The 22,229-nt window shown below is 66.2% G+C and carries 24 protein-coding genes and 2 pseudogenes; 16 read left to right on the top strand and 10 right to left on the bottom strand.

What is annotated here, in order from left to right; all coding sequences use genetic code 11:
• Positions 1–20: 20 nt before the first annotated feature.
• Positions 21–527 carry a DUF2975 domain-containing protein gene (locus tag AC1RRF_RS10060; protein WP_492834300.1) on the bottom strand — a complete coding sequence of 169 codons (507 nt, stop codon included), beginning with the start codon at positions 525–527 and terminating at the stop codon, positions 21–23.
• 538 nt (positions 528–1,065) lie between these two features.
• On the opposite strand from AC1RRF_RS10060, the gene rdgB reads away from it, so the two are divergent.
• The 7 genes and pseudogenes from rdgB to AC1RRF_RS10095 form a co-directional block, all read left to right on the top strand.
• On the top strand, positions 1,066–1,665 hold the full coding sequence (gene rdgB, locus AC1RRF_RS10065) for an RdgB/HAM1 family non-canonical purine NTP pyrophosphatase (RefSeq protein ID WP_492834301.1): 600 nt from the start codon (positions 1,066–1,068) through the stop codon (positions 1,663–1,665).
• A 38-nt stretch (positions 1,666–1,703) separates the two neighbouring features.
• The gene (gene hemW, locus AC1RRF_RS10070; RefSeq protein ID WP_492834302.1) at positions 1,704–2,858 is read left to right on the top strand and encodes a radical SAM family heme chaperone HemW; all 1,155 of its coding nucleotides are present in this window, start codon (positions 1,704–1,706) and stop codon (positions 2,856–2,858) included.
• 42 nt (positions 2,859–2,900) lie between these two features.
• Positions 2,901–3,773, top strand: coding sequence for a 16S rRNA (cytidine(1402)-2'-O)-methyltransferase (gene rsmI, locus AC1RRF_RS10075; RefSeq protein ID WP_492834303.1), 873 nt, complete (start codon positions 2,901–2,903; stop codon positions 3,771–3,773).
• The gene (locus AC1RRF_RS10080) at positions 3,770–4,201 is read left to right on the top strand and encodes a YraN family protein (RefSeq protein ID WP_492834304.1); all 432 of its coding nucleotides are present in this window, start codon (positions 3,770–3,772) and stop codon (positions 4,199–4,201) included. The genes rsmI and AC1RRF_RS10080 overlap by 4 nt, the downstream gene beginning before the upstream one ends.
• Positions 4,198–5,013: a SirB1 family protein gene (locus tag AC1RRF_RS10085; protein WP_492834305.1), complete on the top strand. Its 816-nt coding sequence runs from the start codon at positions 4,198–4,200 to the stop codon at positions 5,011–5,013. The genes AC1RRF_RS10080 and AC1RRF_RS10085 overlap by 4 nt, the downstream gene beginning before the upstream one ends.
• Before the next feature lie 69 nt (positions 5,014–5,082).
• Positions 5,083–6,027: a glutathione synthase gene (gshB, locus tag AC1RRF_RS10090; RefSeq protein ID WP_492834306.1), complete on the top strand. Its 945-nt coding sequence runs from the start codon at positions 5,083–5,085 to the stop codon at positions 6,025–6,027.
• 62 nt (positions 6,028–6,089) lie between these two features.
• Positions 6,090–7,010: pseudogene (locus tag AC1RRF_RS10095) on the top strand (YifB family Mg chelatase-like AAA ATPase); the annotation flags it as partial.
• A gap of 544 nt (positions 7,011–7,554) precedes the next feature.
• Here the strand turns inward: AC1RRF_RS10095 and AC1RRF_RS10100 are convergent.
• Positions 7,555–8,709 (bottom strand): IS1595 family transposase, encoded by a 1,155-nt coding sequence (locus AC1RRF_RS10100; protein ID WP_492834307.1) that lies wholly within the window; start codon positions 8,707–8,709, stop codon positions 7,555–7,557.
• Between the two features lie 174 nt (positions 8,710–8,883).
• Complete coding sequence (locus AC1RRF_RS10105; protein WP_492834308.1) at positions 8,884–9,270, bottom strand: hypothetical protein; 387 nt, start codon at positions 9,268–9,270, stop codon at positions 8,884–8,886.
• A gap of 121 nt (positions 9,271–9,391) precedes the next feature.
• On the opposite strand from AC1RRF_RS10105, the gene AC1RRF_RS10110 reads away from it, so the two are divergent.
• Together AC1RRF_RS10110 and AC1RRF_RS10115 are read left to right on the top strand one after the other, a co-directional pair.
• Positions 9,392–9,631, top strand: a complete 240-nt coding sequence (locus tag AC1RRF_RS10110) for a hypothetical protein (protein WP_492834309.1) — start codon at positions 9,392–9,394, stop codon at positions 9,629–9,631.
• Between the two features lie 55 nt (positions 9,632–9,686).
• Positions 9,687–10,094 carry a hypothetical protein gene (locus AC1RRF_RS10115; protein WP_492834310.1) on the top strand — a complete coding sequence of 136 codons (408 nt, stop codon included), beginning with the start codon at positions 9,687–9,689 and terminating at the stop codon, positions 10,092–10,094.
• Positions 10,095–10,177: 83 nt separating this feature from the next.
• Here AC1RRF_RS10115 and AC1RRF_RS10120 read toward each other — a convergent pair whose 3' ends face one another.
• A complete protein-coding gene (locus AC1RRF_RS10120) occupies positions 10,178–10,465 on the bottom strand; it encodes a helix-turn-helix domain-containing protein (protein ID WP_492834311.1) in 288 nt (95 codons plus the stop codon).
• A gap of 52 nt (positions 10,466–10,517) precedes the next feature.
• On the opposite strand from AC1RRF_RS10120, the gene AC1RRF_RS10125 reads away from it, so the two are divergent.
• Positions 10,518–11,033: a hypothetical protein gene (locus AC1RRF_RS10125; protein ID WP_492834312.1), complete on the top strand. Its 516-nt coding sequence runs from the start codon at positions 10,518–10,520 to the stop codon at positions 11,031–11,033.
• Between the two features lie 4 nt (positions 11,034–11,037).
• Here AC1RRF_RS10125 and AC1RRF_RS10130 read toward each other — a convergent pair whose 3' ends face one another.
• The 3 genes from AC1RRF_RS10130 to AC1RRF_RS10140 are packed head-to-tail and all read right to left on the bottom strand — an operon-like array spanning position 11,038 to position 12,659.
• Entirely contained in the window at positions 11,038–11,397 is a 360-nt protein-coding gene (locus AC1RRF_RS10130; RefSeq protein ID WP_492834313.1) for a hypothetical protein, read from the bottom strand.
• Positions 11,398–11,421: 24 nt separating this feature from the next.
• Positions 11,422–12,087 (bottom strand): hypothetical protein, encoded by a 666-nt coding sequence (locus AC1RRF_RS10135; RefSeq protein ID WP_492834314.1) that lies wholly within the window; start codon positions 12,085–12,087, stop codon positions 11,422–11,424.
• Positions 12,087–12,659 carry a DNA-processing protein DprA gene (locus AC1RRF_RS10140; RefSeq protein ID WP_492834315.1) on the bottom strand — a complete coding sequence of 191 codons (573 nt, stop codon included), beginning with the start codon at positions 12,657–12,659 and terminating at the stop codon, positions 12,087–12,089. Before AC1RRF_RS10140 ends, AC1RRF_RS10135 begins: the two co-directional genes overlap by 1 nt.
• A 342-nt stretch (positions 12,660–13,001) precedes the next feature.
• On the opposite strand from AC1RRF_RS10140, the gene AC1RRF_RS10145 reads away from it, so the two are divergent.
• A complete protein-coding gene (locus AC1RRF_RS10145) occupies positions 13,002–13,238 on the top strand; it encodes a hypothetical protein (RefSeq protein ID WP_492834316.1) in 237 nt (78 codons plus the stop codon).
• Positions 13,239–13,256: 18 nt separating this feature from the next.
• Here the strand turns inward: AC1RRF_RS10145 and AC1RRF_RS10150 are convergent, their stop codons facing one another.
• Positions 13,257–14,366: a hypothetical protein gene (locus tag AC1RRF_RS10150; protein ID WP_492834317.1), complete on the bottom strand. Its 1,110-nt coding sequence runs from the start codon at positions 14,364–14,366 to the stop codon at positions 13,257–13,259.
• Between the two features lie 160 nt (positions 14,367–14,526).
• Between AC1RRF_RS10150 and AC1RRF_RS10155 the strand changes: the two genes are divergently transcribed.
• Entirely contained in the window at positions 14,527–15,024 is a 498-nt protein-coding gene (locus AC1RRF_RS10155) for a hypothetical protein (RefSeq protein ID WP_492834318.1), read from the top strand.
• A gap of 157 nt (positions 15,025–15,181) precedes the next feature.
• On the opposite strand, the gene AC1RRF_RS10160 is transcribed toward AC1RRF_RS10155, so the two are convergent.
• The gene (locus AC1RRF_RS10160; RefSeq protein ID WP_492834319.1) at positions 15,182–15,613 is read right to left on the bottom strand and encodes a hypothetical protein; all 432 of its coding nucleotides are present in this window, start codon (positions 15,611–15,613) and stop codon (positions 15,182–15,184) included.
• A 111-nt stretch (positions 15,614–15,724) separates the two neighbouring features.
• Here AC1RRF_RS10160 and AC1RRF_RS10165 point away from each other — a divergent pair.
• From AC1RRF_RS10165 to AC1RRF_RS10180, 4 genes and pseudogenes are all read left to right on the top strand, one after another.
• Positions 15,725–16,414, top strand: a pseudogene (locus tag AC1RRF_RS10165) (ATP-binding protein); the annotation flags it as partial.
• A gap of 44 nt (positions 16,415–16,458) precedes the next feature.
• Entirely contained in the window at positions 16,459–18,000 is a 1,542-nt protein-coding gene (locus AC1RRF_RS10170; protein ID WP_492834320.1) for a response regulator, read from the top strand.
• A gap of 31 nt (positions 18,001–18,031) precedes the next feature.
• Entirely contained in the window at positions 18,032–19,399 is a 1,368-nt protein-coding gene (locus tag AC1RRF_RS10175; protein ID WP_492834321.1) for an AmpG family muropeptide MFS transporter, read from the top strand.
• Between the two features lie 28 nt (positions 19,400–19,427).
• Positions 19,428–19,748: a ribonuclease E inhibitor RraB gene (locus AC1RRF_RS10180; RefSeq protein WP_492834322.1), complete on the top strand. Its 321-nt coding sequence runs from the start codon at positions 19,428–19,430 to the stop codon at positions 19,746–19,748.
• A 23-nt stretch (positions 19,749–19,771) separates the two neighbouring features.
• On the opposite strand, the gene AC1RRF_RS10185 is transcribed toward AC1RRF_RS10180, so the two are convergent.
• The gene (locus AC1RRF_RS10185) at positions 19,772–22,051 is read right to left on the bottom strand and encodes an NADP-dependent malic enzyme (RefSeq protein WP_492834323.1); all 2,280 of its coding nucleotides are present in this window, start codon (positions 22,049–22,051) and stop codon (positions 19,772–19,774) included.
• Positions 22,052–22,229 lie beyond the last annotated feature (178 nt).

Consider the following 22,229-nt stretch of genomic DNA (forward strand, 5'->3'; position numbering starts at 1 on the left):
ACTGCTCTAACTCAACAGGATCAGATCGTCAGGTCGGATTCGCGGCGCAGGCGGGCGCCTTCGCGGAACACCTCGGCCAGCACGAACACGACCAGGACGGAGAAGGCGGGGGTGACCAGGTTGAACAGGCTCGGCGGCTCCAGCGCGCCGCGCACCAGCCGCGAGACCAGGGTCTGGCCCACCCAGGCGCCCCCGGTCACGGTGGCCAGCGTCAGGCCGATTTGCTTCAGCCGGCTGACATTGGCGGGCTGGAAGGGGTCGCCGATGCGCAGGGTGTGCACGATCACCTTCAGGTGGCGCAGGATCAGGGCGAAGCCGCCCAGATAGCCGACGAAGGCGCCCAGGCCGAACAGCAGATAGGCGCGCGGCACGGGCACGCGCGTGCCTTCATCGCCGGAGGTGGCGGTCAGGCCCATCGGGCCCATCGGCACGAAGGCCACGAAGATGAAGGCGAGAATGGCCGCCAGGGTGGCCAGGGCCAGGGCCCAGAAGGCGGCGCGCAGCGCAACGCCCAGAAGTCTCGTCATCGATCCGGCGCGAAGGCCCGGCAGGGCGGGGGCGCGGACGGAAGGCAGGCGAAACCCGAGGGATGACGGCTTCGGGAGACGCATGGGTCGGCCTTTCTCAGACCGGATGTCGGGGCGCGATCGCCGCGCGGGGTCCGGTGAACCCACGCGCGGTCTTATTATTCGCGTTTGTCATGCGGATCGTCAAAGCTCCCGACCGGGGTCGATCAGAAGAACTGGACGAGGGTCGCAACGAAGGCCGTCGGCATGGCGGCGAGCAGGAAGGCGTTCAGGACGCCGTGGCCGACCTTTTCGATGAAGTAGGAAGCGTTCATGGTGTTCATAGTCGTTCTCCGTCAGTCCTGAGTGAGGGATGTTTTCACCCCTCTTTCGTTGATCCGCTGGATCGATCTTGCCGGGGAAGGCCTTGACCGGGGAACGTTGCGGCGTCCGTTCTTGAGATAATAGATAGGCCGTGCCCCGGGGTAAGTCATGTTACATATCGTTTAACGATATTAAACTTGTGCAATGAATCATTACAGCGTCGCTTGAGGTCAAAATGTTGAAGCTTGTCAAAGGGATGCGGATTCTCGCGGCGACCCACAATCCGGGCAAGGTTCCCGAGATCGAGGCGCTTCTGGGCGGACATTACGAGGTGGTCACCGCCGGGAGCCTGAATCTGCCCGAGCCGGACGAGACCGAGAGCACTTTCGTGGGCAACGCCCTGCTCAAGGCCCGTCATGCGGCGGATCTGTCGGGCGAAGTCTCGCTGGCCGACGACTCCGGCCTGTCAGTGGCGGCGCTGGACGGCGCCCCGGGCATCTTTTCCGCCCGCTGGGCCGGGCCGGACAAGGATTTCGCCTTCGCCATGCGCCGCGTGGAAGAACGGCTCGAGGAAATCGGCTCCGACGACAAGCGCGCCTGGTTCACCTCGGCCCTCGCGGTCGCCTGGCCGAACGGACCCGCCGTGGTGGTCGAGGGCCAGGTCCATGGCCTGCTGACCTTCCCTCCGCGCGGCGACCGCGGCTTCGGCTACGACCCCATCTTCATCCCCGAGGGCCAGACCCAGACCTTCGGCGAACTGGACCCGGCAGTGAAGGACGCCCTCAGCCACCGCGCCTTGGCGTTCGCCAAGCTGAAGGCGGCGTTGATGGAGTGAGGGCGGACAACCGCCTTCGTCCGCTGTACACGCCGCCCATGCCCCCCCATCCCGGCAGCGACGTCGCCCTCTATGTCCACTGGCCCTACTGCGCCCGGATCTGTCCCTATTGCGACTTCAACGTCGTGCGGGACCGGGGCCGGACGGAGGAGCAGGCCGCCCTCGCCGACGCCATCGTCGCGGACCTTGAAGCGCAGACGGCCCTGACCGGCCCGCGCCGCCTGGCCTCCATCTTCTTCGGCGGCGGCACGCCCTCGCTGATGGACCCCGCCGCCGTCGCCCGGGTGATCGCGCGGGCCCAGGCCCTGTTCGAACCGCGTGGCCCCATCGAGATCACGCTCGAGGCCAATCCCACCGACGCGGAAAGCCACCGCTTCGCCGCCCTGGCCGACGCCGGGATCAACCGCCTGTCCATGGGCGTGCAGGCGCTGGACGACGCGGCCCTGACAATGCTGGGCCGCGACCATTCCGCCGCCGAAGCCCGCCGCGCCGTGACCATGGCCGCCCGCGCCTTCCCGCGCCTGTCCATCGACCTGATCTACGCCCGCCCGGGCCAAAGCGTCGCCGACTGGCGCGCCGAACTGTCCGAGGCGCTCGACCTCGGCTTCGAGCACGTCTCGCCCTACCAGCTGACCATAGAGCCCGCGACCGCCTTCGGTCGCGCCTTCGTCCGGGGGACGCTGGTCCCACCCGACGAGGACCTGGCCGCCGAACTCTACGAAACCACCCAGACCGTGCTCGAGGCCGCGGGCTTCGACGCTTACGAGGTTTCCAACCACGCTCGGGGGGAGGCGGCCCGCTCCGCCCACAACCTGCATGTCTGGCGCGGCGGCGACTATGTCGGCGTCGGTCCCGGCGCTCACGGGCGCTTGACGCTGGACGGCGTCCGCATCGCCACCGTCGCCCACCGATCCATCGTTGATTACGTGGCGGGCGTCGCCTCTGGCGATCCGTGGAGCGAGCGCGAGGGCCAGTCCCCCCTCGACGCCGCCGAGGAACGCATCCTGCTGGGCCTGCGCACCGTCGAGGGCGTCGCCCTGACCGATCTTGATGCGCTGGGCCTGGCGCCGGAGACCGGCCGCTTCGCCGACCTGCTCGCCGACGGTTTCCTCATCCGCCAGGGCGACCGCATCGCCGCCACCGCCGTGGGCCGCCCGGTCCTCGACAGCGTCCTCAAGGCCCTGCTGATCTGACCGCCCTTGAGCCGGACGCCCCCCTCAGGCACGGTCCCGCCGATGCCTGATCCGTCTGTCTTCCCGCCGACCGCCCCGCCGCCGCGCACCGTCGCGCCCGGCCTCTATCTGGTGGCGACGCCGATCGGGAACCTGCGCGACATGACCCTGAGGGCGCTCGATGTGTTGGCCGCCGCCGACCTGGTGCTGGCCGAGGACACCCGCGTCACCGCCAAGTTGCTATCCGCCTATGGCCTCAAGGCGAAGCTGGAACGCTGCGACGACCACGCCTCGGAACGGGCCGCCGAACTGGCCATCGAACGGCTCAGGGACGGCGCCGTCGTCGCCCTCGTCTCGGACGCCGGCACGCCGCTGATCTCGGATCCCGGCTTCGTCGTCGCCCGCGCCGTGCTGGCCGAGGGCCTGCCAGTGCATCCGATCCCCGGCGCCTCCAGCCTGCTGGCCGCCCTGTGCATCGCCGGCCTGCCCGCCGACCGGGTCCTGTTCGCCGGCTTCCTGCCGCCCAAGTCGGGCGCCCGCCGCACGGCGCTGGAAGAGCTGCGGACGGGCCGCCAGACCCTGGTCTTCTTCGAGAGCGGCCCGCGCCTGGCCGACAGCCTGGCCGACATGGGCGCCGTGCTGGGGCCCCGCCCCGCCGCCGTCGCCCGCGAGCTGACCAAGCTGTACGAGGAGTGTGTGCGCGGGACCCTGCCGGAGCTCGCCGTCGATCCGCGCTGCCAGTCGCCCAAGGGCGAGATCGTCATCGTGGTCGGCCCCGGCGAGGCCGAGGTCGCCTCCGAGGCCGACGCCGACGCCGCCCTGAAGGAGGCCATGACCCGCCTGCCGCCCGGCGAGGCCGCCGCCGAGGTGTCCCGGGCGCTGAACCTGCCCCGCAAGCCGCTCTACAAGCGCGCGCTGGAGCTTCAGGGCCGGTGACCGCCAAACGACCCTCGGCCCGCCTCAAGGCGCCGAAGGTCGTCAAGGCTCCGCGCGGCTGGCGCGTCAGCCTGGGCAGGCTGTCCCATCGGCTGGGCCATCGCTCGGAATGGCTGGCCGCGGCCCTGCTGATGCTCAAGGGCTATCAGATCCTCGGCTTCCGGCTGAAGACACGCGCCGGAGAGATCGACCTCCTGGCCCGCCGCGGCCGCACCCTGGCCGTGGTCGAGGTCAAGCGCCGCGCCACCATCGAGCAGGCCCTGCTCGCCCTGAAGCCGGATCAATACGCGCGCCTGCTCGACGCCGGGCGGGCGGTGTTGCGCCAAAGACCCAGCTTGGCCGGGCATCTGTTGCGCATCGATATCGTGGCGCTGGCTCCCCGCCGCTTTCCGCGCCATCGTCGGGACGTGAACCGGGGGCGGGCATGACACGCGACGAGGCCGAGAAGGGGCTGACGGAGGCCGGTCTGGCCGATGACGACGACTTCCCCTTGCTGGAAGCGGCCATCGCCTGCGCCATCCACGACTACCCCTTCCGCGAGGCCGAGCCGGTCCGGCTGCTGGCCGCCCACGCCGCCGAACGCTTGGCCGAACGGCTACCCAACGAGGGACCGGAGGACGCCCTGGCCGAGACGATGGCCGGCGACCTGCGGCTGAACGGCGACCTGATCAACTACGATCACGTCGGCAACACCGACATCATCGATGTGGCCGAGCGCCGCCGGGGCCTGTCCGCCGCACTGGCGGTCTTCTACCTCGACGCCGCCCGCCGCGCCGGGATCAAGGCCCAGGGCGTCGACTTCCCCGGCCACTTCCTGCTGCGGATCGAGACGTCGGAAGGGCCGGTGGCGCTGGACCCCTTCAGCCAGGGCCGGCTGGTCCTGCCGTCCGAGCTGACCCGGCGCGCGCTTCGGGCCGGGCTGACCCCCCACGTCGCCGACCGCCTCGACGTACTGATGGCCCCGGTCAGCGACCGGCAGGCCCTGATCCGCTTGCAGAACTTGCTCTTCATCCGTGCCATCAAGGTCCAGGACTATGAGAGCGCCGAACGCTCGGCCCTGCGCCGCGCCCTGCTGGACCCCGAGGACCACCGTCCGTGGCTCGACGTCGCGGCGGCCCGCGAGAAGCAGGGGGCGTTGGCCGGAGCGCTGGAAGCCCTGTCCCACGCCCGCACCCTGGACGATCCCGGTGAAGTCCGCCGCCGCATGTCGGTGGATCGGGTGCGGCTGCAATTGAACTAGCCTCCAAGGCTTGCGCCCAGCCTCCCCGGCGCCCATTAGCCAAGCTGCTCCCACCCGGAAGGACAGCCCATGCTGAAGGTCGCGATCCAGATGGACCCCATCGAAGGGGTCAACATCGAGTCGGACACCACCTGGCTGCAGGCCATCGAGGCCCAGAACCGGGGCTATCCGCTCTGGGTCTATGACTTCCGCACCCTGGCGCTGGAGGACGGCGTCCTGTTCTGCCGCGCCCGCCCGGTGACCCTGCGCCAGACCGTCGGCGACCATGTGACCTTCGGCGACGAGGTGAAGCTGGACCTGTCGAAGGATGTCGACGTCATCCTGATGCGTCAGGATCCCCCCTTCGACATGGCCTATGTCACCGCCACCTATCTGCTGGAGACGGTGCATCCCAGGACCCTGGTGGTGAACGATCCGGCCGAGGTGCGTTCCGCCCCCGAGAAGCTGCTGGTCACCCATTTCCCCGGCCTGACCCCGCCGACCCTGATCAGCTCGGACCCGGTCGCCCTTGTCGATTTCCACGAACGGCACGGCGACGTGGTGCTGAAGCCCCTGCACGGCGCGGCGGGTTCGGGCGTGGTCAAGCTGAAGGCGGGCGATCCCAACCTCGAAGCCCTGATCGAGATCCACGCCGTCGGCAGCCGCGACCCGCTGGTGATCCAGAAATTCATTCCCGCCGTCTCGAAGGGCGACAAGCGCATCATCCTGATCGACGGCGAGCCCGTCGGCGCCATCAACCGCATCCCGGCCAAGGATCAGGTGCGCTCCAACCTGCGCGTCGGCGGCACCGCGGCCCCGGTCGAACTGACCCCGCGCGATCTGGAAATCTGCAAGGCCATCGGTCCGACCCTCAAGGAACGCGGCCTGATCTTCGTCGGCATCGACGTGATCGGCGACTATCTGACCGAGATCAACGTCACCTCCCCCACCGGCGCCCAGCAGCTGCTGCGCTTCACCGGAATCAATGCGGCGGCGCTGATGTGGGACGCGATCGAGAAGAAGCGCGCCGCATAACGACGCTCTTGTAAAGGCTGTCGGTTCGTGTTTCGTTCTTTCCCGGATAGCGGGAGGAAACGATGCACGCCAGCGTCTTCACGGTGGCTTTCGAAGGCGTCGACGCCCGGCGGGTCGATGTGCAGGTGTCGCAACTGCATTCGGGCAACGAGGGCAGCTTCACCCTCGTCGGCCTCGCCGACAAGGCGGTGGCCGAGAGCCGGGAACGGGTGCGCGGCGCCTTCGCGGGCATAGGGCTGGCGCTGCCGTCCATGCGGATCATCGCCAATCTCGCGCCGGCCGACCTGCGCAAGGAGGGCAACCATTTCGACCTGCCCATCGCCCTGGCCCTGCTGGCCTCGATGGGGGTCATTCCGCCCGACGCCCTGTCCGGCTGGGCCTCCATCGGCGAGCTAGGACTGGACGGGCGGATCGCGCCGGTGGGCGGGACCCTTCCCGCGGCGGTGGCCGCCGACGCCCTGGGACTGGGCCTGATCTGTCCGGAGGCCAACGGGCCGGAAGCCGCCTGGGCGGGCGATGTGGCGGTGCTGGCTCCGCGTTCGCTGATCGCCCTGGTCAATCACTTCAAGGGAACGCAGGTGCTGCGGCGGCCCGAGCCGGGGGCGATGCGGTCGGGCGACCGCGTCCCCGACCTGCGCGAGGTCAAGGGACAGGAAAGCGCCAAGCGGGCGCTGGAGATCGCCGCCGCCGGCGGCCACAACCTGCTGTTCGTCGGCCCGCCGGGCTCGGGCAAGTCGATGATGGCGGCGCGCCTGCCCGGCCTGTTGCCGCCGCTGACGCCCAAGGAGCTTCTGGAGACCTCGATGGTCTGGTCGGTGGCCGGGCTGATCGAGCGCGGCGCCCTGACACGGGACAGGCCCTTCCGCGCCCCGCACCATTCCGCCTCCATGGCCGCCCTGACCGGCGGCGGCCTGCGCGCCAAGCCGGGCGAGGCCTCGCTCGCCCACAACGGCGTGCTCTTTCTGGATGAACTGCCGGAGTATTCCGGCCTTATGGAGCAAAGCCACCCACGAGCCGCTTCAACCGCATTTTAAGTCAGATGTCGGTCAGCTCGCGCCATGTCCTACAGAACCGTTCTGGCGCTGGAGAGCGAGCATCGAGGGCTCGCTGTAAAACTCCGGCATCTCCTAGTCGCAATTGTCGGCGAGGCCGATTTGGCAGGCAAATTTGCAGAACTAGACGCCGATGTCACCCGGACCCGAGATGGTTTGGCGGCGCTTGAGACATGCATCCAAATGTTCGAACCCGATTGGGTTCCGGCAATGAATCCCGTGAAGCGGACCTGGACCAAGCGTAGTCCATTCGGGTTTCGCCAGCTTAGAGGTCACCTGATGGCCCTACTCCGCCCGGCAGACCGGTGGTGGTCCGTAAGAGAACTCGCCGATGAAGTGGTCGCGCGACATGTGCCCGGCGGCCTGTCGGCACCCGACCGACACAACTTGCAGCGAAGCATATGGAGTCAAATGCAGCGAGACGAAGAAACGGGTCTCGTGGAGACTGATGAAGATAGCCCCGCCCGATGGCGGTTTATCCCAAAGGGTGAACGCGCACGGTGAGGGCGTTAGACGCCGACTTCCAGGGCCTCTTGCGGCGTTTGACGCCTTCATGCTGCCAACGCTGCCAGTAACCTGTCCAGCGGCGAGATTGAGGGGCATCGGCCACGGCCGCAATTAGCATGAACCATTGCATCCCATTGTCGACGCGACGGTGATCCTCTCGCCAGGAAATTTCCTCGGCGTAGAGGTCCAGGTTGTGCCCACAGATGCGATAGTGGACGCCCTCCTCGGCCCGCTGGAGCCGAGCGAACAGACTTTCAGCCTGATTGTTGTCGATCCCGTTGATCGAGAACCCCTGCTTGTGGATGACTTTGTCGTGCTGTCCGATGTGGCTGAAGTCCCAACCTCCGTCAGAGACCACGTGACTGCCGTCGACGATGACTTCGGTCACCCAGCCATCGGCGTTGCGTTCATCACCCTGCACAACTTTGACCCGGCTCTCGCCACCCGGTCCGCGTTCACGCACCACGACGACCGATTGTGATTTCCCGCCGTAGGTCTTTTGCCCCTGCTTATATTGCCATGGCCGGCGATGACCCCCGACCACCTTACCGTCCACCTCGACGATACGTTCTCCACCGAGTTCGCGCTTCGATCGGGACCATGCCAGCGCCTCTCGAACTTTGTGCTGGAACACGAAGGGCGTCTTGTAATTGGTGCGGTTCGCGCGACGCAGGCGCAGGGCCGCCACGCCGCTCACCCCATCGGTGAGCACCATGAGCGCATAGAGAATGTTGCGGAACTTCCGTTTGCGGCAGGCCAATTCCCGGCGCGACGTGACCGAAAACTGGCGACGGCAAGCGGCGCATTTGTAGATCGGCTGAACAAAACCTTCGCGGGCACGTCGCTGCTGCCGTGCGGTGTTTAGTGTGTAGCATCGCCGGTGACCGCACTCTTCGTGCGGGCAGAGCGGTTCCCCACCATTCTGGCGAAACGTGATCGCCTCATAGATTTTGTAGGCCTCTGCTTCGGACAGTCGCGCCACTTCCTCTTCCGAGATCGTGACGGCTCCAGCGGTGAGGAGGAAGTGCTGTTGCTCCTGGCCCAGGGCGTTAGGCGGCAGACGACGGACGCGCTTGTTGAGCGCCCGCTTCTCCTCCTTTCCCTTTTCAGCCTTTCGGGCCACGCACAGCATCCGGCGCCGCCGGGTGTGGCGACGTCGGTGCGGCTGCAAGGGCCAATCCGACGTTTTGTGACTCAACTCGTTGGAAAACGAGACCAAATCGTCGGGTTTCGTGACTCGGCGCTTCTCGCTGATGACGGCTGATCTCGCCGTTTCAAAACGACACGCCTTCGACCTCTATTGCGAGGGCCGGGCCACTGGACGGCGAGTGGCGCCGGTCTTCTCGGCCGCCGCATCCCAACGGGCGATGTCTTCAGCCTGTGCGTGCACCCGGCCGTAGAGCGCGTTGGCGAAGCGCCGGCCGTCGGCCGGTTCAAGGTGAGCCTTCAGCGCAGGTCGGAGGAGTTTTGGGTAGCGCCGCTGCATCTCCGCTTCGCCGTAGGTCGTATGATGACCCATGCGTGAATGCTGGATCAGCCGGGGACCACACTGCGGACAGGTGCCTTGGAACATGCGCTGCGCACCGACAACAATCCCGTCTTTCGATCCGGCCAACACCAGTTCAGCGAGCGGCTTCAGGTCAGGAATCTCGGCTCCGCATGAGCAATTTTCTGAATAGGTCACGGTGACTCTGGCTGGTTTCGATGGCCTGAAATCTTGACAAATCGGCGAATTTCGAGTAATGATAATTTCGCCCGGCCTCGCCGACGAGGAGGCATGGGTAGTTCGATTCCCCTGAGTATAAATGTCTTCAGATGATGAAGTCGTGCGCTATGTGCACGACTGGGACGCGCCTCCGCCCATTCGTTGGCAGGACCCCGATTACGACCGCACGCTGATCTACATGCTGTTCGATGCGCTTCACGCGCTCTCGAAGCGAGTGGTTCCGGGCTACGATATTCACATTCAGCCGAGCGTTGAAGGCATGAGAACGAACGCCGCGCTGCCAATCGGCATGTTCGATGTTCTCTGGCTCGAAGAGTGACGATCGTTAACCGGCCATAAGTTCGGCTTGGGTAGGCCTCCCGTGGGAGGCCTAAATGCACAAGACCCAGGACGATCCGCACCACCGTTTGCAAGTCGTCATCGAGCGGATCAAGCGCGATCCCGTCTACAGTCGGGAGAAGGTGATACTGAGCCGCCAAACCGGCGCCATTCGGACCGCAATGGAGGCTGTATCTACGGGGCGCAAGGCTGTCTCGGCCGCTATGGTCGGTTCCGGCCTCGAACTAGCATTCTCGGGGTCAGAGGACCTGAGGACCCAACTTTCCTATCGCGTGATCCCCGATAATACTGCGCTGACCTTCAACTTTTACAGCAATACGGTGAAAGTTGCATCCGGCGCTCGTGGCTTTACGCCCGTCGAGCACGACTACGATAAGTTCTCAGTGTTAACGGTCATCGGAGATTTTGCCGACTTCCTGGAGAAGGCTGTTAAGCCGGCCTGAAGCCCGCCACCGAGAGCCCCGCCGCACTCGATCGACCGAGAATTCGCGCGAGTGGCGTCGCTCCACAAACGCACCCTGACGATCTAACCCACCTTGGGATGCCGGCCGCTCGGTAGCGGCGAGGGCGGAGTAGCCGGATCATCAGGCTCGGCGAAGAAGGCCGCCAGCGGCACCCGCATCACCTCCGCTAAACGGTCCAGCAGATCGACCGACGCGTTGCCCAGGCCGCGTTCGAGTTCGCTGACGTAAGCACGATCCACGCCGGTATCGGCGGCCAGCCGCTCTTGCGAGATGCCCCGTTCCGTCCGCAGCTTTCGAAGATTCCAAGCCACCAGGGCGCGCCCGTTCATGCGCGCAGGCGACAGCTTCATCGACCGTTAAACCACGGGCTATAGCCTACAGATTATTGTTTGGGGCTTAGACATGCTGCGCACCGTCCTGGTTTGGGCCGTCGTCTTCTTGAGTGGCGTTCTGGTCACCGTGCTCCTTCTGCCGCTCGTGATGGGCGAAAGACCCCAAGCCCAGCTGCGTGCTGTATCGACGGCCGGCAGACAGGAATCGATCGGCACACCCGTCGGCGCCGTGTCCGCAACCCCTGAGCCCACCAGGACCGCTCCGGCGACATCCGACAACAGCGAGTATGCGTATCGGGCGGCCGCCCTCGACACGTTGGGACGCTTCAAGGCCCAAATGCGCGACCCCGGCAGCGTCACTTTTCGCAACTTGGTGATCGTCCATGTCGCGGGCGGCGCCAGGACGTGGGAGAACTCGGCCGTGTGCGGCGAGGTGAACGCCCGAAACGGCTTCGGCGGCTTCACGGGATTCGTCCCGTTCATTGCCGCCGACACATTCTCCACGACGCCGTCCGATCAGAGTTTTAGCGCGCTATTCGCCGCGAACTGCAATCCGTCGCAGCAGGTGATGGCGATCGTCTACTAGGTGGTCAGGGGTCGGTATCGCGAAACTGCTTGGCGGCTCGCAGGAGGGTTTTGACCTCCTCAACACTTGAGCCTTCGACCTCGACATCTCCGATCTTGATCCGCACTTTCCGGCCGGCTCGCGCAGCCATCCAGGTGGCAATGGCTGTTATGCCAACAGGCATTATCGTCTGGATGAAGAACGTCCCCATGTGGACCGAGTGCAAGTCGGCGGATTTCCTCATGAGGACCAGTTCCCGAACGGGCGTCCCACTAGCCTTTAGGGCTCCACCAACTTCCTTGAGGCTGGCCTGATAGGCGGGGTCTTCCCGGTCTAGGTCACCCGATCCGGAGATGAGCGACACTTCCATTTGTTCGGGGTCCATGGTCCTCATTCAGATCCAACGATCTCAGAAATCGAGAAAAAGATTCTCGAACGGATTGGCCTCAAGGTCGCGGCTGTCGATCGCCCACATATTGGCTGGATGAGTGTTGACGGTCTGAGCGGCGCACAATGCGTGCTCGACAAAATGTCCTCGCTCCCGAAGTGCTCGCGCGCACGCCAACAGGTGGCCGCCGCTGGTCGCAACATCGTCAACAAGCACGATGTGGCTCGGCGGGCCGTCCAAAACGACAAGGTTGGCTTGCAAGACGGCCGCGTCTCGCGTTCCGCCCGCAGCGGCTTTTCCTAGTTCTTGTCGCCAGTGGAGTCCGTCGATCACCCTAAAACCGGCGTGCCGGGTGGCGATCGCGTCCGCAAGCGCGCGGCCCTTGGCATCCGAACCAAATGCCACACATCCCGACGACGGAACGGCCATGAGCACCCCTTCCGCCAGCCCGAGTTCTCGGAGTTTGCCTGCCGCCCACTCGCCAAAAATACGGAATGCTGGCGTCCTAGAATTCGCTTCGATTCTCACCCACTGACCACTCGGGGTTTGAAGCTGAGCGTAGCCCTTGAAGGGTTGTCCCTTGAGCGCCTTAACCAGCTTCATGGCGTCGTAGTCGGTGTTGGTCCAATCCTCGGCATTTCCGGCATAGCTCGGATATCCGCCGTGCACGTGGAGCCAGAGCGCCATCAGCCGTAAATCGTCCGCAGCATCTGCTCGGTGTTCTCAAGCGGCACGAACTTGTCGTAGCTCAAGAAGCGGGCGGGCCATGTCAGGTTTGGGTCGTCGATGACGCTCTTGGCTATCCCCAGCCACCTCCCCAAGCGCACACATTCGGCTGCTTGGTGAAGACTTCCCGAAGTGTCCGACGCCTCGATCACTATGCTCGCATCGGACAGTGCAGCCATGGTTCGGTTGCGCGCCGGGAAGTTCGAGGGGAAGACGCGCCCGCCTGAACGAAATTGGGATACCAGGAGATGATCGCGATAGATTTCTTCCTGGAGGCGCTTGTTCTTCGCCGGATAGGCTTGATCCAAAGGCGTGCCGATCACCGCAACGACACTGCCTCCGCTTTCAATGGCGGCACTCAAGGCGGCGGTATCTATGCCTTCAGCCAAGCCCGAAACGATAACGACCCCATTGGCGACCAACTGTCGGGCAAGCTTTTGGGCTCGCTGCGTTCCAGCAGGAGAGGCTTTTCGAGCCCCGATGACCGCGATGCACGGCCGCTTCAGCAGAGATGTGTCGCCGGCGACGAACACGCTTCCAGCCTCACCGGAAGCCCCTTGGGTGACCGCGTTAATCCAGTCGCTTTGCTTGGCGCCGAAATGGCCCCGAGGTGTTCCTTCAAGTAGGTCAGAAACCGACTCGACATGCCACTCCGACGGCGGCGCATATCCACCACGTGAACCGCCAGCCTGATTTGCAGAGGGGCTATTCGGTCTGCGGATTTCTAAGGCCTCGGTTCGCAAGAGTTGGAATGCCTCTAAGCTAGATCGGCCAACGAACATCGCCAAATGCCGACTGCGAAAATTGCTGCGAATCACGCGAACGCTGCCAGTGAATCACCTATAGATAGACGGCACAACAAAGCAGAGGTTGAGATGGCCACTAAAGGCATCACGCAGAAGGGCGATCTGACGGCCGCTTTCGACAATCAAATGATGAAGTTTCTCGACGCTGTGTGGGATGGCATTCGGTCAGGACAGATGACCGAAGCCCAGGGCAAGGCCTACGTGGGGCACATCATCGCTGCGATGCACGTCCAAGGAGCTGATGCCGTCGCCGGATATTTTGATGTTGTGTTGGAAAAGCCCGTGGATACGCGCTGGAAAATCTAATAGCGGCGCAAGCGCGGTTCAGGTCACGAATGGCCCAAGATCAATCGCAACTGGAGGACGCCGACTCTCCGTCACCTCCCATTTGGCTCCACTGGCGAGCGCGAACCCTGGCGAGTTAATCCCTCCGTTTAGCCAGCCGCACAGCTTCGAAAGATGCCCAGGTTGGAAGAACTCTTTGGCGCTTTCGATAGCGTCGACACAGTGTTCAGCAACCTCCAGATCGACGTCCGCCTGACGGACGATTTGGGAGAGGCGGGGAGTGGGCTTGTCTTGAGTCCCCTGCCCGATTGCGACGAGCCCTCTAAGGCGCGCGACAATGTCAGTCAGGGTGCTCGATGGGCATCGGTCCGCGCGAATCCAATCGGCGCCCTGAAGTCCGCCGTGATCGAACTCGGTGGTTTTCATGATTGGCTGGCCGGCACCTAGCCGCGCCTTCAGTTGAGCGTGGCGGCGTGTGTATTCGTGGTTGTTCAGCCCGAGTTCCATCAGCTTCCCGACCTCGACCAGGAACTCGCCCATCACAGCTTCTTCGGCCGCGTCGTCGCGGGCCTCGGTGGTGTGAACCAGGCGCAGGACCGATCCAACGTCGGACGGCCTTAGGGCGCGAAGCTTGGCGACTGTGCGCGGCGCATCTTGCTCCAGCCTGTTCCGTCCCGCCCGCAGGACGCGCGCTTGGCCGCTCGAAGCGATAGCGGCCAACTCGTCGATCCTAGCCGGCAGGTCGTCTCGAAGACGAAGCCAGCGCGTCAGCACATCGTAGCGGCGCTTCGTCCGCGTTCGGGCGTTCGAGGCCAAACGGTAATCCGTGCCATAGGCCTTCGGTCCGCAGGTGCTGCCGAGGAGGAAGCGTCGCCCCTGAGTATCCCGAAGAACGAACCCATGCCGATGTGGCTGATGCTGCGGACAGTGAGCGCAGGGAACAGCAGCATCCTCCGGAGCCAGATCGTATGCGAGTTCGATCTGAAACTCGCCCAGGTCGGTCGGGATCGAGGGATAGATGTTTGGCAGGGACATTGGATCGTCGGTCGACCACTGAACCAACAGAAGCTGATCGTCCGTGAGGCTGTCCCAGCCTTGCTCGACATACGACGCGGACGCGCCCGCGTGGTCTTTGGTCGCCTTGGGCATTGGAAGCCTTTCGAGAATCGGCGGTTGATCAACCATACAACCGGCGGCCCTGAAGAACAAACCGGGACCAAGAGCCGTCCCCAACATTCACCAACCAAAACGGTTCTATTGACACCGTTTTTCGGACATGCCAGAAACGGTCCCAATAGGACCGATTATTATGCTCTCTGACCTTCCCGCCGTGACTACTGCTCGTGCCGCCGAAATCGTGGGCATCGGCTACGAGGGCCTGCGCTCCTATCTCAAGCGCGGCCTGCTAGGGCGCGTCGGCATGCTTCCTGGCTTCTACGCATCGGACGCTGAAGCTAACGATCCGCCAGCACCTCGGGCGGGTTGGACCCGATACGGGTTTACGGACCTCTGTCTGATGCGCGTCGCAAAGATGCTCATTGATGCCGGCTTCTCCTTCGAGAGCGCGAACGCGGTGGTCTCCCGGCATCACCTCTGGAGCCCGTTGGCCCATGACGAGCAACCCACCACACGCTTCCTGCTGGTCTGGCCGCCATACGCCGACCACGTCATTTATGACCGGGAAGCCCTGAAGCATCTGGCCGATGACGTGGAGAAGGTGAGCGCCCAAGGGGCGTTCACGCTCGTGAACCTGGGTGACGTGCAGCGCCATGTGAGGGACGCTCTAATCGCAAGCCCCGCGCTCTAGGCCCACCGGCGCGCGCCCAGGATCAACGCGCGCGCTACGCCCGCCCGGTCAGGCGCCGTCGCAACCACACGGCCGTTGCGGAGCCCGACGAAACCTCCCCCCTCACGATCAGGCGTGATCTGGTAGAGGCGGCTTCCCTGGAAGAACGCCAGCGTGGTCATCGCTCCCCCTTCCGGATGATCTGCCAGCCCAGGAGGTTGCTGCCTTCGAGATCGATCGAGCGGACGTAGCCTTGGTTCTTCTTCGTCTTCAGGCAGGCGCCGACGCGCTTGGTCATCATGACGACGACATCCCGGTCATCGACGTTCAGCCCCCGCTCGCGCATCAGAATCTTGGCGATGTCGCGCGACGTGAGCGGCTGCTTGGCCTCCCGCAGCGCCTTGAAGACGATCCGGGTCACCTCACCCTTGAACGCCGCGTGACGCGGCGGGACCGGACGCGGGTGGATCGCCATCATGTCGATGTCGGGATCGAAGATGCGGATCGTGGCCTCGATCGCGTCAAGTTCGACGATCAGCTTGCGAAGCTGCCGTTGGTTGGCCTCGATCTGGCCGGCGAGTTCGGCGCGTTTGGCGACCAGCCCGTTCAACAGGTTCGGGTGGTCCGCGTCCTCGGAAATTGCATGATGAACCATGCCTGAGAACGTATTGGGAACAATGACTTAGTCTAGGCGGCTCGTGGGTGGCTTTGCTCCATAAGGCCGGAGTATTCGGCGCAGGCGCTCGATTCCCTGCGCCAGCCGCTGGAGACGGGCGAGATCGTGGTCGCCCGCGCCAACGCCCACGTTCGCTATCCGGCCCGTTTCCAGCTGATCGCGGCCATGAACCCCTGCCGCTGCGGGATGGGCGGGGCCGGGCGCGGCGCCTGCGGCAAGGCCCCGCGTTGTCAGCGCGACTATCGCAACCGGATCTCGGGCCCGATGTTCGACCGCATCGACCTGACGGTGGAGACCCCGCCGGTCACCGCGTCCGACATGGCCTTGCCTCCGCCCGCCGAAGGCACGGCCGAGGCCGCGGCCCGGGTGCTGACCGCCCGCCTGATGCAGGCGGACCGGTTGCGCGCCGCCGGGATCGATCCCGAGACGGCGCAGGACCAGGCCGTCAACGCCCGGGCCTCGGGCGAGACGCTGGACCGCTTCGCCACTCCCGATGAGACGGGCCGGGCCCTGCTGATGAAGGCGGGCGAGGTCGGCGGCCTGACCGCGCGCGGCTGGACCCGCACCCTGAGGCTGGCCCGCACCATCGCCGACCTGGACGGCTGCGACGGCGTGCTGCGCCGTCACGTGGCCGAGGCCCTGATCTACCGCCGCAGCACCACCGAGGCCGAAGGCGCCTTCGAGGCCCGCCGCGCCGATACCTCCGCGCCGTTCTCGCCGACCGCCGCGTGGTGATGTCTTAACGTCTTCAGGGCAGGCTGTGCTTGAGGGAGACCGGCATGGCGCGGCGACGGACGGACAAGGCGACGGCGACACCCCCGCAGGCGACGAGCGGGGCGTCAGCGGAACAACAGTTCCTGCGCCTCATGAGCCACGAGATGCGCACGCCTCTGAACGGCGTCATCGGCATGCTGGGCCTGTTGTCCCGCACCCGGCTGGACGGCGCCCAGCGCGCCTACGCCGAGGCCGCGCGGTCGTCCGCCGAACACCTACTGGGTCTGGTCAACGACCTGCTGGACTACGCCCGCCTGGAGGCCGGCAAGCTGGAGTTCGACGCCGCCCGGGTCGATCTGGAATCCCTGGTGCGCGGCGTCGCCGAACTGCTGAGCCCCCGCGCCCATGAGCGCGGCCTGGAGATCGCCTGGTCGGTCGACGCCGACGCCCCCGACGTCCTGGCCGACGAGGGGCGTCTGCGTCAGGTGCTGTTCAACCTGGCCGGCAACGCCGTGAAGTTCACCGCCGAGGGCGGGGTCCGCATCGCCGTGGAGCGCGCCGGCGGGACCGCCGGAAGGCCCCGCCTCGCCTTCGTCATCGACGACACCGGCCCGGGCGTGCCCGCCGAAGCGCGCGAACGCATCTTCGAGGAATTCGGCCACGTCGACGCCAGCGACGCCAGCCGCTTCGGCGGCGCCGGCCTGGGCCTGGCCGTGGTGCGCAAACTGGCCGCCGCCATGGACGGCTCCGTCTCGGTCGCCGACCGTCCCGACGGCCCGGGCGCCCGCTTCCGTTTCGAGGCCGACTTCGACGCCGCTCCCGACGCCGAGCGCGGCCGCCCCCTGGCCGGACTGACGGTCAGCGTGGTCAGCCCCGACCCCTTCGTGCGCCGGACCGCCACGTCCCAGGTCGAGGCCTCGGGCGGCGCGGTCGTGGACGGCGCATCCGTCGTCCTGGTCGACCACGCGGCCCGCGAGAGCATCCACGGTCTCGCCGTCCGCCCCGCCGACAGCCGCGCCGTGGTCCTGCTCAAACCGTCCGAGCGCGACCTGATCGCCCGCTACCGCTCGGCCGGCTTCCACGGCTATCTGATCAAGCCGCTGCGCCGGGCCTCGCTGGCCGAACGGGTGCTGGCCGCCGCCGGCAGCCAGACCGCGTCGCGCCCCGGACCACCGCCCGCTCCGCCCGCCGACGACGACCGCGTCCTGCCCGGCCGCTTCTCGGGCACGCGGGTCCTGCTGGTCGAGGACAACCCCGTCGGCGCCCTGCTGGCCTCGACCCTGCTCAAGCGCGAGGGCTGCGCCGTCGAGACCGCCGCCAGCGGCGACGAGGCGCTGGAGGCGATGAAGCGGGCCCGCTACGATCTGGTCTTCATGGACATGCGCATGCCCGGCATGGACGGCCCGACCGCCGCCCGGGAACTGCGCGCCCGCGGCGACCGCACCCCCATCGTCGCCCTGACCGCCAACGCCTTCGCTGAGGACCGCAAGGCCTGCCTCGAGGCGGGGATGAACGACCATCTGGTCAAGCCGCTGGAGCTGGAGTCGCTGCGCTCCGCCCTCAGCCGCTGGACGAACCGCGAAGTCCGCGCCAAGGTCGCCGTCTGACAAGAGACGCCGGGGGGCGTCCGGAGACGCCATGACCGACAACCCGACCACCCAGGCCCCGCGCAAGCCCGGAGCCCGTGACGTCTTCAAGGCGCTCGGCCGCGGCCGCGTCCTGATCACCCTGCTGCTCGGCTTCGGCTCGGGTCTGCCCTTCCTCCTGACCGGCGCGACCCTGAGCATCTGGCTAGCCGAGGGCGACGTGGCCCTGTCGGCGATCGGATTCATCTCCTGGGTCGGCCTGGCCTATTCGTTCAAATTCATCTGGGCGCCGGTGGTGGACCGGTTCGATGTCCCTCTGCTCGGCAAGCTGGGTCGACGGCGCGGCTGGATGATCCTGTCCCAGCTGGTGGTCGGCGGCGCCCTGATCGCCATGGCGATCATCGGGCCGGAGGGCGGCCTGACGGCGCTGGGAACCGCGGCGCTGGTGACCGCCTTCGCTTCGGCGACCCAGGACATCGTCGTGGACGCCTGGCGGATCGAGAGCGCCGAGAACGAAGACGACATGGGTCTGCTGACCTCGGCCTTCCAGCTCGGCTACCGCTTCGCCATCCTGGCCGGCAATGCGCTGATCCTCTTCTTCGCCAGCTGGTTTGGCTGGAACGGCGCCTACGCCATCTGGGGCGCGGCCATGGCCATCGCCATCGGCGCCACCCTGTTCGCCAAGGAGCCGATCGACCGGCGCGAGATCGCCGCCGCCACGGGCGGCGCGCCGCCGTGGACCTTGCGAGGCATGTTCGACGTCGTCGTCGGCCCCTTCATCAACTTCCTGAAAACGCACAAGGCCGCCGCCTTCCTGATGCTGGCGGCCATCAGCCTGTATCGCCTGCCGGACTTCGTGATGGGTCCGATGGTGGGGCCGTTCTACATCGACCTGGGCCTGACCAAGGAGGCGATCGGCGCCATGCGCCTGAGCGTCGGTCTGGTCGCGGCCTTCGTCGGCATCGCGGCCGGGGGACTGAGCGCGGTGCGCTTCGGCTTCGGACCGACCCTGCTGCTGGGCGCCCTGATCGGGCCGATGTCCAACCTCGGCTACACCCTCATGGCGATGGTCGGCCTGTCGACGCCGATGTTCGCCGGCGTGCTGTTCGTCGAGAACTTCTCGGAGGGCTTCGCGGGCGCGGCGCTAGTCGCCTACATGTCGAGCTTGACGGGCATCGGCTACACCGCGACCCAGTACGCCCTGCTCAGCTCATTCTATGCCCTGCTCGGCAAGTTCCTGAAGGGCTTCTCGGGCGTGGTGGTCGAGGGGCTGGAGGCCGGCCATCCGCTGATGACCGCCTACGCCCTCTTCTTCGCCGGCACGGCGGCGGTCGGCATCCCGGCGGTCGTCCTGTGCTGGTTCCTGGAACGCCGCAACCAGCGTCTCAAGCGCGAGGCCGAGGCGGCCGGAACGACCTAGGTCGACCCGTTTGCCCTGAGGGATGCCGATGTCGTTGTTCGAGGAGAACGCCGCGATCCTGCGGAAGATGGAAGCCGGCGGCGTCGATCTCGACCCGCCGCGCTCCATCGATTTCTCACACGTCTTTCCCGATCAGGCCTCCGCTGACGCCTTCGCCCAGGACGCTGAGCGGGAGGGCTTCGCCGCCACAGTGAAGGCGTTCGATGACGGGGAAGACCCCTGGGACGTCGTTGCGTCCAAGACGATGCGGCCCACCTGCGAGACCATCACGGACACGGAGGCGCGCCTGGACGCCCTGGCGCGGTCGCACGGCGGGCGCGCGGACGGCTGGGGCTTCCTCCGGGTCTGACCGATCAGGACGCCGGCGGTCGGCTACTCCTCGCCTTCAGCGCCTTCTTCATAGGCGGCGAAGGTGGCGGCGGTGATGATCTCCGAGACCGAGGCGCCCAGGGAGACGATCTGCACCGACTTCTCCAGACCGACCAGCAGCGGGCCGATCACGGTCGCGCCGCCCAGGGACTGGACCAGTCGCGTCGAGATCGCGGCTGAATGAATGGCCGGCATGACCAAGACGTTGGCGTGGCCGGTCAGGCGCATGAACGGGTAGCGCCCGCGCAGTTCCGGATCGAGCGCCAGCTCGGGCGGCATCTCGCCCTCGTATTCGAAGTCCACGCCCTTGCAGTCGAGGATGCGGATGGCCTCGCGCACCTTCTCGCCGCGATCTCCCGGCGGGTTGCCGAAGGTGGAATAGCTGAGGAAGGCCACGCGCGGGACCTTACCCAGCTTGCGCACGGTGGCGGCGGCCTGGATGGCGATCTCGGCCAGTTCGTCGGCGTTGGGCAGTTCGTGGATCGAGGTGTCGGCGACGAACAGGGTGCGGCCCTTGGCCAGCAGGATCGACAGGCCGATCATCCGCTCCTTCACGTCCAGGACGCGGCGGACTTCCTTGAGCACCATGTTGAAGTTGCGGGTCACGCCAGTGACCATGGCGTCGGCCTGACCGCGCGCGATCATGGTCGCGCCGAAATAGTTGCGGTCCTGGTTGATCATCCGCTGCACGTCGCGGCGCAGATAACCCCGGCGCTGCAGCTTGGCGTACAGCCAGTCGGTGTACTCCTCGTTGCGGTCGCTGATCCGCGCGTTGATGATCTCGATGCCCATCTCGTCGAAGCTCAGACCGGCTTCGGCGGCGTTCTTGCGGATCAGCTCCTCGCGGCCCAGCAGGATCGGCGTGCCCAGCTCGGCCTGTTTGAAGCCCCAGGCGGCGCGGATCACGGCCGTCTCTTCGCCCTCGGCGAAGACCACGCGCTTGTTCGGCGCCGCGCGCACGGCGCCCGAGATATTCTGCATCAGGGCGGCCGACGGATCGAGGCGCTGGCGCAGGGAGACGCGATAGGCGTCCATGTCCTCGATCGGCTGTCGGGCCACGCCGGTGTCCATGGCGGCCTGGGCCACGAACGGCGGGATGAACCAGATCAGGCGCGGATCGAACGGCGACGGGATGATGTAGTCCGGCCCGAACTTCAGCTTGCGCCCGCGATAGGCGGCGGCGACCTCGTCCGGCACGTCCTCGCGGGCCAGGGCGGCCAGGGCCTCGGCGCAGGCGACCTTCATCTCGTGGTTCACGCGGCGGGCGCGCACGTCCAGCGCCCCGCGGAAGATGTAGGGGAAGCCCAGCACGTTGTTGACCTGGTTCGGATAGTCCGACCGGCCGGTGGCGATGATGGCGTCGGAGCGGACCGAGCGCACGTCTTCCGGCGTGATCTCCGGGTCCGGGTTGGCCATGGCGAAGATGATCGGATTGGGCGCCATCGAGGCGACCATTTCCTTGGTGATCGCGCCCTTGGCGGCCAGGCCCAGCACCACGTCGGCGCCGACCATGGCTTCTTCCAGCGTGCGGTGCGGCGTGTCGGTGGCGTGCGCCGCCTTCCACTGGTCGATGTTGGGGCGGCCCTTGTAGACGACGCCGTCGCGGTCGAGGATCACGGTGTTCTCGGCCCGGACGCCCGCCGCCTTCATCAGGCCGATGGACGACAGGCCCGCGGCGCCGGCGCCGACCAGGACCACCTTCAGGTCTTCCAGCTTCTTGCCGGCGATGTGGGCGGCGTTGATCAGGCCGGCGGTCGAGATGATGGCCGTGCCGTGCTGGTCGTCATGGAAGACCGGGATGTCCAGCAGGTCCTGCAGCTGGCTTTCGATCTCGAAGCATTCCGGGGACTTGATGTCCTCCAGATTGATGCCGCCCCAGGTGTCGCCGATGTTCTTGACGACGGTGATGAACTCGTCCGGATCGGTGGTCTTCACCTCGATGTCGAAGCTGTCGACGTCGGCGAAGCGTTTGAACAGGACGGCCTTGCCCTCCATCACCGGCTTGGACGCCATGTGACCGAGGTTGCCCAGGCCCAGGATGGCTGTGCCGTTCGAGATGACGGCGACCAGATTGCCCTTGGAGGTGTAGTCGTAGGCCTTGTCGATATCGGCGGCGATGGCCAGCACCGGCACCGCCACGCCCGGCGAATAAGCCAGCGACAGGTCGCGCTGGGTCGCCATGGGCTTGATCGGGGCCATCGAGATCTTGCCCGGAGCGGGGTAGCGGTGGAAGTCCAGCGCGTCCTGGTCGGAGAAGGTCTGCTTGTCTGTCAGGTCGGGCATGGCTCTCGGCGTTTCCGGTCGCGCCTTCGCGCGTGTTCAGTTCGACCCTGTTCCTAGTGCGCGGGGCCGGAAGGAACAACCGCTGACGCGAGGGAAGCCGCGTCCCGGCGGCGCGGGCTTTGAACGCCGGGGTAGGCCGAGACTGTCCGGAAAATGTGACAGCGGGCGGCGCTTTTTG

This window comes from Brevundimonas sp. GW821-FHT12C05, assembly GCF_058807475.1.